Origin of the sequence: Bradyrhizobium sp. 155 (assembly GCF_023101105.1) — a bacterium.
Lineage (GTDB): Bacteria > Pseudomonadota > Alphaproteobacteria > Rhizobiales > Xanthobacteraceae > Bradyrhizobium > Bradyrhizobium canariense_D.
Map to the genome: position 1 here is coordinate 1,598,450 of NZ_CP064704.1, position 14,725 is coordinate 1,613,174.

General features: G+C 63.7%; 15 protein-coding genes. 10 read left to right on the top strand and 5 right to left on the bottom strand.

The genetic code is table 11. The annotated features are described in order from the left end of the window. Positions 1-92: 92 nt before the first annotated feature. The 6 genes from flhA to IVA93_RS07895 are packed head-to-tail and all read left to right on the top strand — an operon-like array spanning position 93 to position 4,835. Positions 93-2,174 (top strand): flagellar biosynthesis protein FlhA, encoded by a 2,082-nt coding sequence (gene flhA / locus IVA93_RS07870; RefSeq protein WP_085385299.1) that lies wholly within the window; start codon positions 93-95, stop codon positions 2,172-2,174. Continuing rightward, on the top strand, positions 2,171-2,923 hold the full coding sequence (fliR, locus tag IVA93_RS07875) for a flagellar biosynthesis protein FliR (RefSeq protein WP_018453984.1): 753 nt from the start codon (positions 2,171-2,173) through the stop codon (positions 2,921-2,923). The genes flhA and fliR overlap by 4 nt, the downstream gene beginning before the upstream one ends. Positions 2,924-2,929: 6 nt before the next feature. Beyond that, on the top strand, positions 2,930-3,349 hold the full coding sequence (locus IVA93_RS07880; RefSeq protein ID WP_018453985.1) for a hypothetical protein: 420 nt from the start codon (positions 2,930-2,932) through the stop codon (positions 3,347-3,349). Continuing rightward, positions 3,346-3,825 carry a rod-binding protein gene (locus IVA93_RS07885; RefSeq protein ID WP_018453986.1) on the top strand — a complete coding sequence of 160 codons (480 nt, stop codon included), beginning with the start codon at positions 3,346-3,348 and terminating at the stop codon, positions 3,823-3,825. Before IVA93_RS07880 ends, IVA93_RS07885 begins: the two co-directional genes overlap by 4 nt. A gap of 42 nt (positions 3,826-3,867) precedes the next feature. Beyond that, complete coding sequence (locus IVA93_RS07890) at positions 3,868-4,380, top strand: FlgN protein (protein WP_018453987.1); 513 nt, start codon at positions 3,868-3,870, stop codon at positions 4,378-4,380. Next, entirely contained in the window at positions 4,377-4,835 is a 459-nt protein-coding gene (locus IVA93_RS07895) for a hypothetical protein (RefSeq protein ID WP_018453988.1), read from the top strand. The genes IVA93_RS07890 and IVA93_RS07895 overlap by 4 nt, the downstream gene beginning before the upstream one ends. Before the next feature lie 173 nt (positions 4,836-5,008). Here the strand turns inward: IVA93_RS07895 and IVA93_RS07900 are convergent, their stop codons facing one another. Then, positions 5,009-5,779: a response regulator transcription factor gene (locus IVA93_RS07900; protein WP_018453989.1), complete on the bottom strand. Its 771-nt coding sequence runs from the start codon at positions 5,777-5,779 to the stop codon at positions 5,009-5,011. Between the two features lie 818 nt (positions 5,780-6,597). Here IVA93_RS07900 and IVA93_RS07905 point away from each other — a divergent pair. Next, positions 6,598-7,599: a hypothetical protein gene (locus tag IVA93_RS07905; protein WP_018453990.1), complete on the top strand. Its 1,002-nt coding sequence runs from the start codon at positions 6,598-6,600 to the stop codon at positions 7,597-7,599. Positions 7,600-7,612: 13 nt separating this feature from the next. On the opposite strand, the gene IVA93_RS07910 is transcribed toward IVA93_RS07905, so the two are convergent. Next, complete coding sequence (locus IVA93_RS07910; protein WP_018453991.1) at positions 7,613-8,191, bottom strand: MarR family winged helix-turn-helix transcriptional regulator; 579 nt, start codon at positions 8,189-8,191, stop codon at positions 7,613-7,615. Between the two features lie 395 nt (positions 8,192-8,586). On the opposite strand from IVA93_RS07910, the gene IVA93_RS07915 reads away from it, so the two are divergent. Next, positions 8,587-9,879, top strand: a complete 1,293-nt coding sequence (locus IVA93_RS07915) for an MFS transporter (protein WP_026232644.1) — start codon at positions 8,587-8,589, stop codon at positions 9,877-9,879. A 111-nt stretch (positions 9,880-9,990) separates the two neighbouring features. Beyond that, entirely contained in the window at positions 9,991-10,878 is an 888-nt protein-coding gene (locus tag IVA93_RS07920; RefSeq protein ID WP_018453993.1) for a dienelactone hydrolase family protein, read from the top strand. A gap of 7 nt (positions 10,879-10,885) precedes the next feature. On the opposite strand, the gene IVA93_RS07925 is transcribed toward IVA93_RS07920, so the two are convergent. Beyond that, on the bottom strand, positions 10,886-11,740 hold the full coding sequence (locus IVA93_RS07925) for an SDR family oxidoreductase (RefSeq protein ID WP_018453994.1): 855 nt from the start codon (positions 11,738-11,740) through the stop codon (positions 10,886-10,888). Between the two features lie 144 nt (positions 11,741-11,884). Here IVA93_RS07925 and IVA93_RS07930 point away from each other — a divergent pair, with 144 nt between their 5' ends. Beyond that, positions 11,885-12,601, top strand: a complete 717-nt coding sequence (locus IVA93_RS07930; RefSeq protein ID WP_026232645.1) for an HAD family hydrolase — start codon at positions 11,885-11,887, stop codon at positions 12,599-12,601. 68 nt (positions 12,602-12,669) lie between these two features. Here IVA93_RS07930 and IVA93_RS07935 read toward each other — a convergent pair whose 3' ends face one another. Together IVA93_RS07935 and IVA93_RS07940 are read right to left on the bottom strand one after the other, a co-directional pair. Then, positions 12,670-13,077 carry a nuclear transport factor 2 family protein gene (locus tag IVA93_RS07935; RefSeq protein WP_018453996.1) on the bottom strand — a complete coding sequence of 136 codons (408 nt, stop codon included), beginning with the start codon at positions 13,075-13,077 and terminating at the stop codon, positions 12,670-12,672. A 99-nt stretch (positions 13,078-13,176) separates the two neighbouring features. Continuing rightward, entirely contained in the window at positions 13,177-14,646 is a 1,470-nt protein-coding gene (locus IVA93_RS07940) for a mannitol dehydrogenase family protein (RefSeq protein ID WP_026232646.1), read from the bottom strand. Positions 14,647-14,725 lie beyond the last annotated feature (79 nt).

A 14,725-nucleotide genomic window follows, 5' to 3' on the forward strand; every position in this document is an offset into this window, starting at 1 on the left:
CCGACGGTCCCGGCCACCTCTGCCACCCCTGCCACCACCCCCGCGTAAGCTTTGCACGGCAGATTACGGGCCGGATCCTCTGCCGGTGACCCATGTCCGATACGTTAGCTGCTAGCCTGCCGACCCCGCGACGATTGGGCGCCGACGCCTTTTTCGCGGGCGGCATCGTGGCCATGCTCACGATCCTGTTCCTGCCCATACCGCCGATCCTGATCGATCTCGGCCTCGCGTTCTCGATCGCGCTCTCGGCACTGATCCTAATGGTCGCACTGTGGATCCAGCGGCCGCTTGATTTCTCGGCCTTCCCGACCGTGCTCCTGATCGCGACGATCCTGCGGCTTGCGCTCAACGTCGCAACGACCCGTCTCATCCTGTCGCGCGGCGGGGAGGGCGAAAACGCCGCGGGCCATGTCGTTGCCGGTTTCTCGAAGTTCGTCATGGGTGGTGACTTCGTCATCGGCCTGATCATCTTTGCGATTCTGGTCACGGTGAACTTCGTCGTGATCACCAAGGGCGCAACGCGTATCGCCGAAGTGGGCGCCCGCTTCACCCTGGATGCGATCCCGGGCAAGCAGATGGCGATCGACGCGGATCTATCCGCGGGCCTGATCGACGACAAGGAAGCCCAGCGCCGGCGCCGCGAGCTGGAAGAGGAGAGCGCGTTCTTCGGCGCCATGGACGGCGCCTCGAAATTCGTCCGCGGCGACGCCGTCGCCGGCCTGATCATCACCGCGATCAACATTTTCGGCGGTATCATCATCGGCGTGACGCATCATGGATTGACGCTGGCACGCGCCGCCGACGTCTACACCAAGCTCTCCGTGGGCGACGGCCTGGTAACGCAGATGCCCGCGCTGATCGTGTCGCTGTCGGCGGGCCTGCTCGTCTCGAAGGGCGGCACCAGAGGTTCGGCCGAGCAGGCGGTGTTGCGGCAGCTCGGCGGCTATCCGCGCGCGGTGTCGGCCGCCGCGCTGATGATGTTCGTGCTCGCCTTGATGCCGGGGCTGCCGACGGCGCCCTTCCTGCTGCTCGGCGGCGTCATGGCCTTCGTCGGATACTCGTTGCCGAGGCGGCAGGCAGCCCTGAGGCGCAAGGAAGATGCGCGCAAGGCCGACGAACGCGCCCAGGTCGATGCCAAGGAATCCGTCAAGGAATCGCTTAAGACCGCGGAGATCGAGCTGGCGCTCGGCGGCCACCTCTCGGTCCATCTGCTGGGCTCGCGCACCGAGCTGGCGCACCGCGTGGCCAAGATCCGCAAGAAGTTCGCCAAGCAGTACGGCTTCGTGGTTCCCGAGATCAAGCTCACCGACAATCTGTCGATCGATCCCAAAGGATACCAGATCCGGATCCACGACACCCGCGTCGCCCAGGGCGAGCTCAGGCTCGGCGAAGTGCTGGTGCTGGTCGACAAGGATGGCAAGCCCGACGTTCCCGGCGAAGAGGTGATCGAGCCGGCCTTCGGCATGAAGGCGCTGTGGGTGACGGACGCTTTCACCGACGAGGTCAAGCGTCAGGGCTGCAAGCCGGTCGACAATCTGTCGGTGCTGCTCACGCATCTGAGCGAAGTGATCAGGGCCAACCTCGCCCAGCTCCTGTCCTACAAGGACATGCGCGGCCTGCTCGACCGGCTCGATCCCGAATACAAGCGCCTTGTCGAGGATCTCTGCCCGTCGCAGATATCGTATTCGGGGCTGCTGGCGATCCTGAAGATCCTGCTGGCCGAGCGCGTGTCAATCCGCAACCTCCATCTGATCCTCGAAGCCATCGCCGAGATCGCGCCCCATGTGCGGCGCTCCGAGCAGGTGGCCGAGCACGTGCGTACCCGTCTTGCCCAGCAGATTTGCGGCGATCTCTCCGACAACGGCGTGCTCAACGTCGTGCGTCTCGGCAACCGTTGGGATCTCGCGTTTCACCAGAGCCTGAAGCGCGACGCCAAGGGCGACGTCGTCGAATTCGACGCCGATCCGCGCCTGATCGAGCAGTTTGCGACCGAAGCCAGCGCCGCGATCCGCAAGTTCACCGAGAACGGCACCAGCGTGGTGCTGGCGGTGACCCCGGAAGCGCGTCCCTACGTCCGGATGATCCTGGAGCGGGTCTTTCCGACACTGCCGATCCTGTCGCATGTCGAGGTCGCGCGCAGCACCGAGATCCGGGCCCTCGGAGCCATATCGTGATCAGCGGCCTCACCGATAGCGTGCTGGTGACGTTCATCGTGTTCTGCCGCATCGGTGCCTGCCTGATGCTGGTGCCCGGCTATTCCAGCGTCAACGTTCCGGCCCAGGTCCGCTTGTTCGTCGCGCTCGTCACGACGTTTGCGCTGACGCCGATCCTGATCGCCGTCCTGAAACCCCTTACGGACAACGCGGCGCCCCTGACGCTCGCGCTCCTGATCTGCTCCGAGCTCGTGGTCGGCTGCGTCATCGGGCTCGGCGGTCGCGTGTTCTTCCTCGCACTCCAGACCATGGCCACCGTGATGGCGAGCGCGATCGGGCTGAGCAACATCCCGGGGACCCCGGTCGGCGATACCGATCCGGCGCCGGCCCTGGTGCCGCTGATCATGACGGCCGTCACCACGCTGTTCTTCATGACCGACCAGCACTGGCAGGTCCTGCGCGGACTGATGAACTCCTACGCCGTCTGGCATCCCGGCGACCGGCTCGGCGGCAGCATGCCGCTCGACCAGCTCGTCGGCAGGCTGTCGGAGGCGTTCGTGCTGACGCTGCGGATCGCCAGCCCTTTCATCGTCTATTCGGTCGTCGTCAACTTGGCGGTCGGCCTGATCAACAAGCTGACGCCGGCGATTCCGGTCTATTTCATCTCGGTGCCCTTCGTGCTGTTCGGCGGCTTCCTGCTGCTCTACCTCACCAGCGACGAACTCCTGACGCAATTCATGCTCGGCGTCTCGTCGTGGCTGGCGGAGTGATCGGTCATGACGTCGCGCGCGGACAAGCTCGGCCGGATGGTCTCGCTCGTGAAGCTCCAGCTTCGGCTGTCAGAGTGGCAGCTCGCTCATCTGCGCCAGCAGGAGCGCAGCTTGCAGGACGAGCAGGAATGGCTGGTCGGAACTCTCAACGAGGGGAAGCCGCCGGCGGGATCATCGAGCGAATCGATCGCGCGGCGCCTGACCAGAGCCAGCGTCGGCGCTCGCGCGATTCAGGCCCAGGCCTCGCAGCAGCTCGACCAGGTTCGCACGGAGAGCCGCCGTGTGAAGCAGTTCGAGCAGGTCGCGAAGGCGGCGCTCGCGGACAAGCTTCGCGACGCCGAGAAGCGATCGCTCGAGGAGCTGACGGGAACAAGCCTCACCGTGCGCGAGTGGCCGCCACGGCTAGCCAATCGGACCAAGACATGATCGTGACAGCGACACCCGACCTCGTTCTCGACGTCCTCGACGCCGCCGATCCCGTGACGCAGCGCGCGGCCACCGCGAAGCTCGACGCGCTGAAATCATCGGACGCGGATTTCGCCGCCACGATGGACGCGGAGGTCGGCAAGGCCAAGGCGGCTGCTGCCGATCAATTCGCGACGAAGATCTCGGAACCCCAGTCGGGTGCGGTGAACGGGGCGCCGGTGCAGGTGATCAAGGCGCCGGCATCCGGCGAGGTGTACCGCAAGTTCGAGGCCTTCATCCTCCAGACCTTCGTCGAGACGATGCTGCCGAAGGAGTCGGAGCAGGTCTTTGGAAAAGGCACGGCCGGCGGCGTCTGGAAGTCGATGCTGGCGGAGCAGCTTGGTGCTCAGCTGGCAAAGGGCAAGGGCATTGGCATTGCCAAGCAGCTCGCTGCCGCGCATCCGGCGGGACCGGACGCTTCGGGCAAGGCCGGATGACGATCCGGGAATGGATGACAGAAGTTGAAGGGTGAATTTCCTATGCAGGCACAAGAAGGCGCGGCGGCCCTGGTGATGGAACAGCCGGTCGTGGACCGCGAGGCGATGACGACGGCGGCCGTGTCGGGGGATGCCCTGTTGCCCGTGCTGCTGCCGAATGTCGGCGGCGAGGTGGCGAACGACGGCGCGGACGCGGCGAGATCGGACGAGGTACGCGGCCTGCTGGCTGCGATCCGCCGGCTCGAAGGCATCGTCGAAGAGGAGACGGCCGCGCTCGCGACCGGCAAGAAGATCGACTTCGACGAGTTCAGCGCCCGGAAGAGCCGGAGCATGCTGGAATTCGTCCGTCTGATGCGGGCACGAATGCACCTCGGCGGCGAGGTCGAGATCACCGAGGAGGTCCAGCGGCTGCGCGAGAAGCTCGAGCGAAACCGTTCCATCCTCGAAATGCATTACGATGCGGTGCGCGAGGTTGCGAGCATCATCGTCAAGGCCATCAAGGACGCCGAATCGGACGGCACCTATACCGGCCGCGCAGCACAGGACGGAAAATGATCAGACTCGTGCTAGCCGGGCTCTGGGTATGCATCCTCACCGCGGGAACGAGCTATGCCGTGGCCTATTGGAAGGAAAATGGCAGTCTGCTGCCGGCAAAGGATGAATATCTCGACGGGCTGCAGTACCAGAAGACGCGGGCCCTGAGCGTGCCAATGGTCGAGAGTGGCAACGTGCAGGGCTACATCGTCGCGCGCTTCGTCTACACCGTAGAGGCGCGGACCATGCATCAGCTCAACGTGCCGCCCGAGCCGTTCGTCGTCGATGAAGCCTTCCGCAGGATCTATGCCGACGACCGCCTGGATTTCAGAAAACTCGCCCGTTACGACCTCTCCATCCTCACAACGGCCATCAAGCAGCGTGTCAACGAGCGAATGCAGGCCGAAGTCGTCCAGGACGTCCTTGTCGAGGACTTCAATTACGTGTCGAAGGAAGAATTCCAGCAGAAGCCCTAGGCATTACCGGTTCTGATTGAATCAGAAGCGAGCCTCTAGAATCATACTTAGACGCGAGCCGCGGCGCCGGTACTGCCGCGCCTCTGTTCGCCGTTGATGTCGCTGAAACTACAACGGCCCCTGCGAAGGTGGTTCGCGAGGCCGTTGTCGGTTGCGTGGCAGCGCCCTGCCGATCAGTTTCCGGCCGGATACGCCGCCGGAGCGGCATGCGACCTGTTGAGCAGGATGCCGACTTCGTCGAGCTCCTGCATCGGCACGTCGATGGTTTCGCCGGCCGGGATGTCGAGGCGGTACCCGACGTAACGCCGCGCCACGATCGCATCGAAGCCGAGGCGGTCGCGGAGCTTCTTGCGCAGTTTGCTGACGTGGCTCTCGATCACGCTCTCGTCGAACGTCGCTTCGAAGATGCCGTAGACCGCGTTGAAGATCTGCGTCTTGGTGACCCACTTGCCGTGGTTGCTGACCATATATTCGAGAATGCGCAGTTCGCGGCGTGGCAGGGTGAGGGCGTGGCCAGCGATCTCGGGGTCACGTCCGTTGAAGAAGACCTGGATCCTGGTCTCGCAGGGCCTCGGCAGTTCCCCGACCCGGCGGCGCGCAATCGCGGCCGTTCGGGCGAGGATCTCGCGGAGGTGAATCGGTATGTGGACGACGTCATCGACGCCCGATTCGAAGAGCTCCAGCGTGTTCTTGAGCATCTTTTGGCCGCTCATGGCGATGATGGGCGCCGAGGAGCGCTTGCGCATCGCCCGCGGCAGGCTTCCGCGGGTGTCGCAATCCCCGAGGAGGAAGGCGTCCACCGCGGCCAGATCCGATTCACTCGCAGATTGCAGCCAGTCCCAGAATTCTCCGGAGGAGAAGCCGATCGACGATACACCTTCGCGAACGAGCCCTCCGACATAGCTGTTCGTGACGCTCTCGCGATCATCAACGATAATATACATCAGTCTTTCGCCCCTGTTTCGCACTTGTTACGGCCGGTTGGTTGTTGTGATGCCCGGCTCGGCAACTGTGCTGTTTGACGATATTTCTTCCCGCGAACCGTTATTATGGTTTCGATATTCGCGGGCAGCCCTACGCATTCAGTGCCTGCGTCTCGCAGGCCTGCTACTTCGACTCGATACTGAACGCTTACTGCGTGAGGCTCGGCGGGTGTCTTGCGGATCACCTCGCGGAGCGGATTGAGAAAGCGACCTAGAACAATTGCGCCAAGTCGCTCATGCGTCCGAACGCTACTGTACTGTGTCAATCCCCTCGCCAACTGGCGAGAATCACTTGAGTAGGACCGTAACAATTGCCGATTTCCTATCAAGCGTGCGCAACTAAGCGTTTGCTACACGTGCTTGATGCTGTTGGTTTGGTTCGAGTTGTTTCTTTGTATATTCAATCGCATCAGTTGATTTGGAATTCGAACTAGTTTTGCACCTTGGCGGTTCTAAAGTTCCGCATCCCCGTATGATTACAGCTATTTCGGGTGGTGCTGCGCTTCATGCACATTGATGGGTTTTCAACCCGGGATTGACTCTCGTCATCGCGTTTCCACGTGCGACAATTCGACTCATGTATGGCGAGGCGACTCCAGCTTGGCGAAATCTTGGCGAGGGTGTGTCTTTCGAGTCGCACTCTCGCCACGTGCGTGACGCGTTTGACTCATGTGACGTCGCATCGCGCGTGATGAGAAGTTTTCGATGCGCACGTTTCAGGCAAGCTTCGGCAAATAATGTCACCGTTCGACAGATCGAACCGAACGGAGCATTCTCGCATGTTGTCCGATGGACAAGCTCGTCCCAACGCGAACGCCGATGTTTCCGCAGCGGCGAAACCGGCCGCGGAGACGCGCGATGCCAGAGACAATGCGGCGCCGACGGCCAGGCCTTTTGTAAATGCCAAGCCTTTTGCAAATACCAAGCCTTTTGCAAATACCAAGCCTGCTGCAAATACCAAGCCTGCGAACACCAAGCCTGCGTCGGCAGCAGCGAGTGATGAAACTCTGGCGAAAGAGGCGCTCGAGGGTCTGAAGCGTATTCGCGCCAAGGCGCGCCTCGACAAGATGGCAATTTCCAAGCCTACGCCCATCGTGATCAAGCCGGCCGTGATCGTGGCCAAGCCGCCGCCCCCGCGTCCGACATGGGTCGTGCCGCTCGCGACATTGGCGGTCGCTGCGATCCTGGTCGTCTGCGCCTGCACCGGAGTGATCGCCTATCTCACCATGCAGCCTGCCCAGAGCAACGTCGCGGCCAACACTGAGATCAGGAATCTGCGCGAGACGGTGGCGCAACTGCGCAGGCAGGTGTCGGGCGTGTCCGACAATCTCGACGGCCTGCGCACCGCGGTCGATCAATCGAGCAAGGCGACCAATGACCGTTTTGGCCGGTTTGGCGAAAATCTTGATCGCATCGAACGGGTGAGCTCGTCCTCTACGGTGAAGCTCGACAAGCTTGCCCAGGTGCAGGCCCAGGCTCCGACGCCCGTCGCCACACAGCCAATGCCAATGATGGCCTCGGCCGCTACGCCCGAGATCACGGGATCGGTAGCACCTTCCGAGCGCATCTCGGCGCCGCGCAAGACGGTCAAGGGCTGGTCGGTCCGCCAGGCCTATGAGGGGATAGCGATCCTGCAAGGCCCGAACGGCGTCGTCGAGGCGGTGTTGGGACAGCAGGTGCCCGGCCTTGGCCGTATCGAGGAGATCAAAAACGAGAACGGACGTCTGGTGGTCGAGTCCAGCGGGGGCGTCATCTATTCGTCACGCAAGGCCACGCCCTGATCGAGGGCCACTTCTATTTGCGGTGATGCTCGAAGCTGGTGCATAGCAGATCGACCTCCGCCTCCGCGATCGGCGCCCGAAACAGGCGGCAGCTGAACTCGGCGGTCGTCCTGCTGTCCGTGGTGGTGCGATCCTCGCGGAGGAAGATGCATCGCTTGCAGACGTCGGTATGGTGCCGCTGTTCGGCCGCATCGGCCTGATCGAGCGCGTGCCGGAGTGTGTCGCGAAAGCGAGTCTTGGCCTCGTCGTCGAGAACGGCAATGGCCTCGAGCAGAACGCTGGTGGGGTCGCGCACGAGAAATTTCTTGCCCTGCTGCGTCACGCTCAGCAACACGGAGCGCTTGTCCATGGCGGAGCGCTTGCGCTCGATGTAGCCCAGTCGCTCGAGCTCGCCGATGATGAACGAGGCGGTGGCGCGCGTGGTGCCAACGTAGCTGGCGAGCGCCGAGGGCGTCCGGGAAAACCGGTTGGCACGGGAGAGGAAACGCAGCGCCATCCATTCGCGGTCGCGCAGGCCATGCTTGGCGCCTTCGAACCACAGGATGCGGGCCATCTGCCCCAATAATTCGATCGCTTCGCGAGCCAAATACATTTCAATATCTTTACTCAATTGAGCTTTTGGCAGCGCAATCCGGGTGGCTGATAATGAAGCTCCCTGAGAGAGGCGGAACCTTCCAGTCGTGGAACTAGAGCGTCACGAACAAAGTTCGAGTAAATCCCCCGGCTCAACTCTTCTGAAAATTTCACTCAAATGACCGCGGTGTACGCGCAGATTCCGCTCGCGCGGGATGTGCGTGCAACATGATGTGTCGCTGCGACCACCGCAAAGCCCATTTGTTGCGCGATGCGCTTCGAATCGCGCGAGCGGACGGATCGGCAGCAACTCGGGCAGCGGAAAAGGGGGCGAGAGAACCACCGTTTTCGGTTAATGAATGTTGCGTTGCAATGCGGCTAGGCGGTTAAATCGAAATAGGATCGAGCCCGGGAATGATAGAGCAAGTGAAGCCGTTCAGCGTCAAGCGCGCAGCATTGGCCGCCACCGTCGGCAACATGCTCGAGTTCTACGACTTCATCACCTACAGCTTCTTCGCCATCCAGATCGGCCATACCTTCTTCCCGACGGGAAGCGAGTACGGCAGCCTGATGCTGTCGCTGGCGACTTTCGGCGCCGGCTTCGTGACGCGGCCGATCGGCGGAATCGTGCTTGGGATCTATTCCGACCGGATCGGCCGGCGGCCTGCCATGCTGCTGAGCTTCGCGCTCATGGGGCTATCGATCCTGACCATCGCGCTCACGCCGTCCTATCGATCGATCGGTCTTGCAGCGCCCGTCATCGTGATCGCGGCGCGTATGGCGCAAGGCTTTGCTCTGGGCGGGGAGGTTGGACCGACCACCGCCTATCTGATGGAGATCGCCCCGCCCCAGCATCGCGCGCTGGTGGTGGCCTGGCAACCGGCCAGCCAGGAGATCGCCGCGACGACCGCAGGCGCGCTCGTCGGCGTCATCCTGAGTAAGACGATGGGGCCGGAGATGCTCGACGCCTATGGCTGGCGGGTGGCGTTTCTGATCGGAGCGGTGTGCCTGCCGTTCGGGTTCTGGATGCGCCGGACGCTGCCCGAGACTATCCCGCAGGCCGAAGCCGGTGCCCGCACCGTCGAGCACACTGGTCATCTCTCGCAGGCGAGACGGCACCTTGGCGTCATCGGACTTGCGCTGATGATCCTGGCAAGCGGCACGATCTCGACCTACGTCACCCAATACATGACGACCTATGCGCAGAACACGCTGCATCTGTCGTCGACACTGGCTTTCGCCGTGTCGCTGGTCAGCAACGGCATCCAGTTTGTCGGCGCGCTGGTCGGGGGCTGGCTGGCAGATCGTCTCGGTCGCAAGCCGGTGATGATCTGGCCGCAGCTCGCAACGCTGCTGCTGACCTACCCGACCTTCCTCTGGATCGTCCATGCCTCCGGCGCGTTGTCGCTCCTGGTTGGTTTCGGTGTTCTGTCCGTCATCGGCTCGCTGCCGTTCACTGCGTTCTACGCGACCTTCACCGAGGCGCTGCCCCAGAACATCCGCGGCGGTGTGTTCGCGACCGTCTACGCGGTCGCGATCGCCAGCTTCGGCGGTACGGCGCAGCTCGTGGTCACCTGGCTCCTCCACGTCACCGGAAATCCGCTGGCGCCGGCCTGGTACCTGCTGCTCGCGGCGATCGTCGGACTAGTCGCGATGAGCCTCATGCCCGAGACTGCGCCAGTGAAACAGCATCAGAACAAGACCTGAAAACAAGGCCTGAAAGCAGCGCGTTCGCAGGCTGGTGATTTGCGTTTGCCGGCAACTATGGCGAATGCGTCGCCTGAACGATCAGGCGCACGCATCAGGAAGGATGAACCCATGAGTATCGATACCACCATGACATCCGACGTCGTCGGGCTGACCAAGGTCGCTCCGGTCTCGCCCCGCGGATTCATGAGCGCGACTGCGGCCGTCGCCGCCGGCTACACGCTTGCGGCCGGGCCCGTGCGCGCCGAGGCGATCACGACCGACACCCGCGGCCTCCAGACCGGGGACGCCAAGATCAAGGTCGGCTCCGAGCAGATGCATGCGTATTTTGCCCGCCCCGCCGGCAACACCAAAGCGCCGGTGATCATCGTGGCGATGGAGATTTTCGGCCTGCACGAATACATCAAGGATGTGACGCGGCGCCTCGGCAAGCTCGGCGCTTTCGCGATCGCGCCCGACTATTATTTCCGCAAGGGCGTCGATTTGACCAAGGTCACCGAGATCAAGGACCTGCTGCCGATCGTCAATGCCAAGCCGGACGCGGAGCTGCTGTCCGATCTCGATGCGACGGTGGCGTGGGCGGGATCGCAAGGCGGCGACACCGGTAAGCTCGGCATCATCGGCTTCTGCCGCGGCGGACGCACCGTCTGGGAATATGCCGCTCACAGGGGCAGCCTCAAGGCCGGCGTCGCCTTCTACGGTCCGCCGGTCGATCCAGCCAATCGGCCGTGGCCGAAGAGCCCGATGCAGCTCGCGCCCGAGATGAAGGCACCGGTGCTCGGCCTCTATGGCGGCGCCGATACCGGCATTCCCGTCGCCCAGGTCGAGCAGCTCAAGACAGCCTTGGAGCAGAACAAGAAGACGGCCGAGTTCAAGATCTATCCGGAAGCGCCGCATGGCTTCCATGCCGACTACCGCGGCAGCTATCGCAAGGACGCAGCAGAAGATGCCTGGAAGCAGGCCCAGGCCTGGTTCAAGAAGTATGGCGTGTTGAGCTGACGCTTGATCATGATCCTCCTTCCCCCGCTTGCCACAACGCATCCAGGGCGTGGCGGTAGGTCGGATAAGCAAGCGTGACGCCGAGCTCGCACTTCATTTTCGCGTTGGAGACGCGGGCGCTGCTCGCATAGAAGCTGCGGGCCATCGCCGACATCTCGGCGGTCTCGAACGGCTCTTCCGGCGGCGGTGCAACATTCATCAGCTTCGCCGCGTAAGCGATCACCTCCTGCGGCGGCGCCGGCTCGTCGTCGCAGACGTTCCACGTGCCGCCGCTCGGGTGATGAATCGCAGCCATGATCGCGCTCGCGATGTCGTCGACGTGGATGCGGTTGAACACCTGTCCCGGCTTGATGATGCGCCGCGCCGTTCCAGCGCGCAGCGTCACCAGCGCGTTACGGCCGGGGCCATAGATACCCGCAAGCCGCAGGATCGCGGCGTCGCCACCGGTCGTGTCGGTCCATGCCTGTTCCGCCGCGACCCGCATGCGCGTCCGGTCGAGGTCCGCCTTCGGCGGCGTGCTCTCGTCGACCCAGCCGCCGGCGTGATCACCATATACGCCGATCGTGGACAAATAGACGATCTTGCGGTCGCCGCCCGCCGCCAGCAGGCCGGAGAAGGCCGCGATTGCGGGATCGCCGGCACTGCCGGGCGGGATCGAAACGAGAAGGACATCCGCGTCCCTCATGCGTTCGATCGTCTCGCGTGCCGGACTGCTGCCGGAGAAAGCATGCACCTCGACGCCGGCGAGAGCGCCCCGCTGCGCGGGATCGCGCACCGTGCCGGCGATATGCGAGAAGCGGCCACCGAACAGGCGGACGAAGTGCCGCGCACTGTAGCCGAGGCCAAGGATAAAGAGCCGCATACATCTTCCTTGCAGGTCGGAGTTCCCGTTCGCGCCGCAGCGCGCCTCCGCTCATAAGAGATTTTTGGGTCCGGCAAAAGATATTGCAATTTGTCTCGCCCGCCTGTGCAGGCGATGGTCGCTCACCGGAGGGACGCATCGATCATGCAGGCAGAAGCGCCAGCCATCATGCTATCTGACGCGGCTGAGCTAGTCCGCCGCGCCGCCGCGCTGATCTTCGACGTCGACGGCACCTTGGCTGAGACCGAAGAGCTGCATCGGCAGGCCTTCAACCATGCGTTCGCCCACCACGGTCTCGATTGGCAATGGGATCGGGCCGTCTACAAGGACCTGCTGCGGGTCACGGGCGGCAAGGAACGCATTCGCGCCCACCATGAAAGGCTGAGGATCGCCGCGCCATTATCGGATGTGGACATCGCGGAACTCCACCGCATCAAGACCGCGCATTATGCCGAACTGGTCCAAACCGGCTGCTGCCCCTTACGGCCCGGGGTGACGGATCTCCTCGTCGCTGCCAAGGCGCGCCGCCAGCGGCTCGCGATCGCGACGACCACGTCGCACGCCAACATCGACGCGCTGCTGTCGCGCGCCCTGGGAAAGGGCTGGGCCGCGGATTTTGATGCGATCGTCGCCGGGGATGACGTGCCGCACAAAAAGCCTGCGCCGGATGTCTATGTCGAGACCCTGGCGCGGCTGAAGCTCAACGCGTCCGACTGCGTCGCGATCGAGGATTCCGCTAACGGCCTGACCGCAGCTTCGCGGGCGAACATTCCCGTGCTCATCACCAGAAGCATGTTCTTCCGGGACGACGATTTTAGCCAGGCGCGGGTCGTGCTGGATGATCTGTCGGGGCTCGGGTGAGGCGGCAAAACAAAAAAACTGAAAAACAACCCTATGCACAGTAGAATGTGCCTGCGGGCCGGGCGCCCTCAATGGACGCGGTGGCTCGCTCTATCGTCCTCAGCTTGCTCGACAATCTGCGCGATTGGGCTGGACTGGTGGTGCACCAGGCGCCAGTCGTCGCCGACGCGCCGAAAGTGGTTGGCCGCAGCCAATGCCGTGCCGTCGACGATCTCGATGCAGAGCACGCGCGCGCTGTCGCCATCGACGATGGCCTGCGGTTCCGCGCAGACGATCTGCGGCCGCTCCGGACTCTGCAGGATGTCGCGCCAGCTTCCGATCACCGTGGCCCGGCCGATGATGGCCGGCCAGCCGGGATGAATGCAGGAAATGGCGTCATCGTCCGCCCACATCCGCTCCATTTCGTCGAAATCGCCGGTCGAAAAGGCGGCGTAGAACGCTGCGTTCGCGGCGATCACCTTGCTGTCCTTTGCCATGCCTCTCGGGTGGGGCAATGACAGGCAAAAATCAAGCAAGACTTCCGTCGACTTTCCGTCGATCTGGACCGCAATGCAGCATCGCTGCCCGTTTTGTGGTCACGCCGAGACCAGAATCTCCACCGCACGCCGCGCGCCATCCTTGTAGAGCCGGCCGAGCGCAGCGGTCACGGCTTCGCGCAGGCGCGGCTCGGCGCCCAAGGGCCCGAACACTTTTCCGACGCCGAGCAGCGCGGGTGCCAATCGTTCGGCGACAGGACCTGCCTCGCGCGCCAAGCCGGCGAACTCGGCTGCGAGCGGATCGCGCACGTCGATGGTGCGGCCCTTCTCGTCAAGGCCGCTGACGTAGCGCATCCAGCCGGCCACCGCGAGCGCATGCGTCGCGATCGGCAGGTTCCTGGCGAGACGATCCTGGATCGCGCCGAGCAGGCGCTGCGGCAGCTTTTGCGAGCCGTCCATCGCGATCTGCCAGGTGCGGTGATGCAGTGCCGGATTGGCGAAGCGCTTGAGCAGTGAGGCGCGATAGGCGGCCAGATCTGCGCCTGATGGCATCGTCAATGTCACCGCGGCCTCTTCCATCACCTGCGCGGCGAGGCGCGCGAAATGCGGATCCAGCATGGTGTCGGCGATGGTCTCGTAGCCTGCGAGATAGCCGAGATAGGCCAGCGCCGAATGGCTGGCGTTGAGCAGCCGCAGCTTCATCAGCTCGAACGGCTTGACGTCGTTCACCAGTTCGACGCCCGCGGCGGCAAGATCGGGCCGGCCGGCCGTAAAGCGATCCTCGACCACCCATTGCGTGAAGGGCTCGGTCATGACGGGCCATGCATCGCGTAAACCGAGCGCCGATGAAACCGCATCGCGGTCACTATCCGTCGTCTCCGGCACGATCCGGTCGACCATGGTCGAGGGGAAGGCCACCGTATCCGCGATCCACTTGCCGAGATCCTTCGAGCGCAGCGCGGCGAATTGCGTCACGATCCGCTGTACGGTGTGGCCGTTGGCGGCGAGGTTGTCGCAGCTCAGCACGGTAAAGGGCAGGGCGCCCAGCGCCCGCCGGCGCGCCAGCGCGGCGATGATGAAGCCGGGAGCCGAGCGCGGCGCGTCGAAATTGTTGAGGTCGTGCACGACATCAGGATGCCGTTCGTCGAGATCGCCGGTCTGCGGCGTGTGGCAATAGCCCTTCTCGGTGACGGTGAGGGAGACGATGCGAATGGCGGGATCGGCCATTCGCTCGACCAATCGTGCCGGGCTTTCGCGCGCGACCACGCTGTCGAGCAGCGCACCGATGATGCGGTGTTCGGTGCCTTTGGCTGCACGGACGGCAACCGTATAGAGATGATCCTGCGGGGCGAGGGCATCGCGTGTATCAGGGCTGCGCAAGCTCGCGCCGACGATGCCCCACGACGTCGCGCCGGCGCCAAGACAATCGTCGATGACGACGGCCTGGTGGGCGCGATGAAACGCGCCAAGGCCGAGATGCACGATGCCAGAGGTGACGCGCGAACGGTCGTAGGCCGGGCGGCGGATGCCGGGTGGCAGCCGGTCGAGATTGGCGCGGCCGAGGCGCATGTCGTCTCTCCCCTTGTTTGGCCGCTGCTTGACATGGCGCCCGTCCTCGGTCAATGCTTGCGGTCAATTGGTAAGACCA

Excerpts from the sequence above, each read along its gene's own strand:
- flhA (WP_085385299.1), top strand. The coding sequence starts at position 93 with ATGTCCGATACGTTAGCTGCTAGCCTGCCGACCCCGCGACGATTGGGC.
- IVA93_RS07880 (WP_018453985.1), top strand. The coding sequence starts at position 2,930 with ATGACGTCGCGCGCGGACAAGCTCGGCCGGATGGTCTCGCTCGTGAAG.
- IVA93_RS07885 (WP_018453986.1), top strand. The coding sequence starts at position 3,346 with ATGATCGTGACAGCGACACCCGACCTCGTTCTCGACGTCCTCGACGCC.
- IVA93_RS07890 (WP_018453987.1), top strand. The coding sequence starts at position 3,868 with ATGCAGGCACAAGAAGGCGCGGCGGCCCTGGTGATGGAACAGCCGGTC.
- IVA93_RS07895 (WP_018453988.1), top strand. The coding sequence starts at position 4,377 with ATGATCAGACTCGTGCTAGCCGGGCTCTGGGTATGCATCCTCACCGCG.
- IVA93_RS07900 (WP_018453989.1), bottom strand. The coding sequence starts at position 5,779 with ATGTATATTATCGTTGATGATCGCGAGAGCGTCACGAACAGCTATGTC.
- IVA93_RS07905 (WP_018453990.1), top strand. The coding sequence starts at position 6,598 with ATGTTGTCCGATGGACAAGCTCGTCCCAACGCGAACGCCGATGTTTCC.
- IVA93_RS07910 (WP_018453991.1), bottom strand. The coding sequence starts at position 8,191 with ATGTATTTGGCTCGCGAAGCGATCGAATTATTGGGGCAGATGGCCCGC.
- IVA93_RS07915 (WP_026232644.1), top strand. The coding sequence starts at position 8,587 with ATGATAGAGCAAGTGAAGCCGTTCAGCGTCAAGCGCGCAGCATTGGCC.
- IVA93_RS07920 (WP_018453993.1), top strand. The coding sequence starts at position 9,991 with ATGAGTATCGATACCACCATGACATCCGACGTCGTCGGGCTGACCAAG.
- IVA93_RS07925 (WP_018453994.1), bottom strand. The coding sequence starts at position 11,740 with ATGCGGCTCTTTATCCTTGGCCTCGGCTACAGTGCGCGGCACTTCGTC.
- IVA93_RS07930 (WP_026232645.1), top strand. The coding sequence starts at position 11,885 with ATGCAGGCAGAAGCGCCAGCCATCATGCTATCTGACGCGGCTGAGCTA.
- IVA93_RS07935 (WP_018453996.1), bottom strand. The coding sequence starts at position 13,077 with ATGGCAAAGGACAGCAAGGTGATCGCCGCGAACGCAGCGTTCTACGCC.
- IVA93_RS07940 (WP_026232646.1), bottom strand. The coding sequence starts at position 14,646 with ATGCGCCTCGGCCGCGCCAATCTCGACCGGCTGCCACCCGGCATCCGC.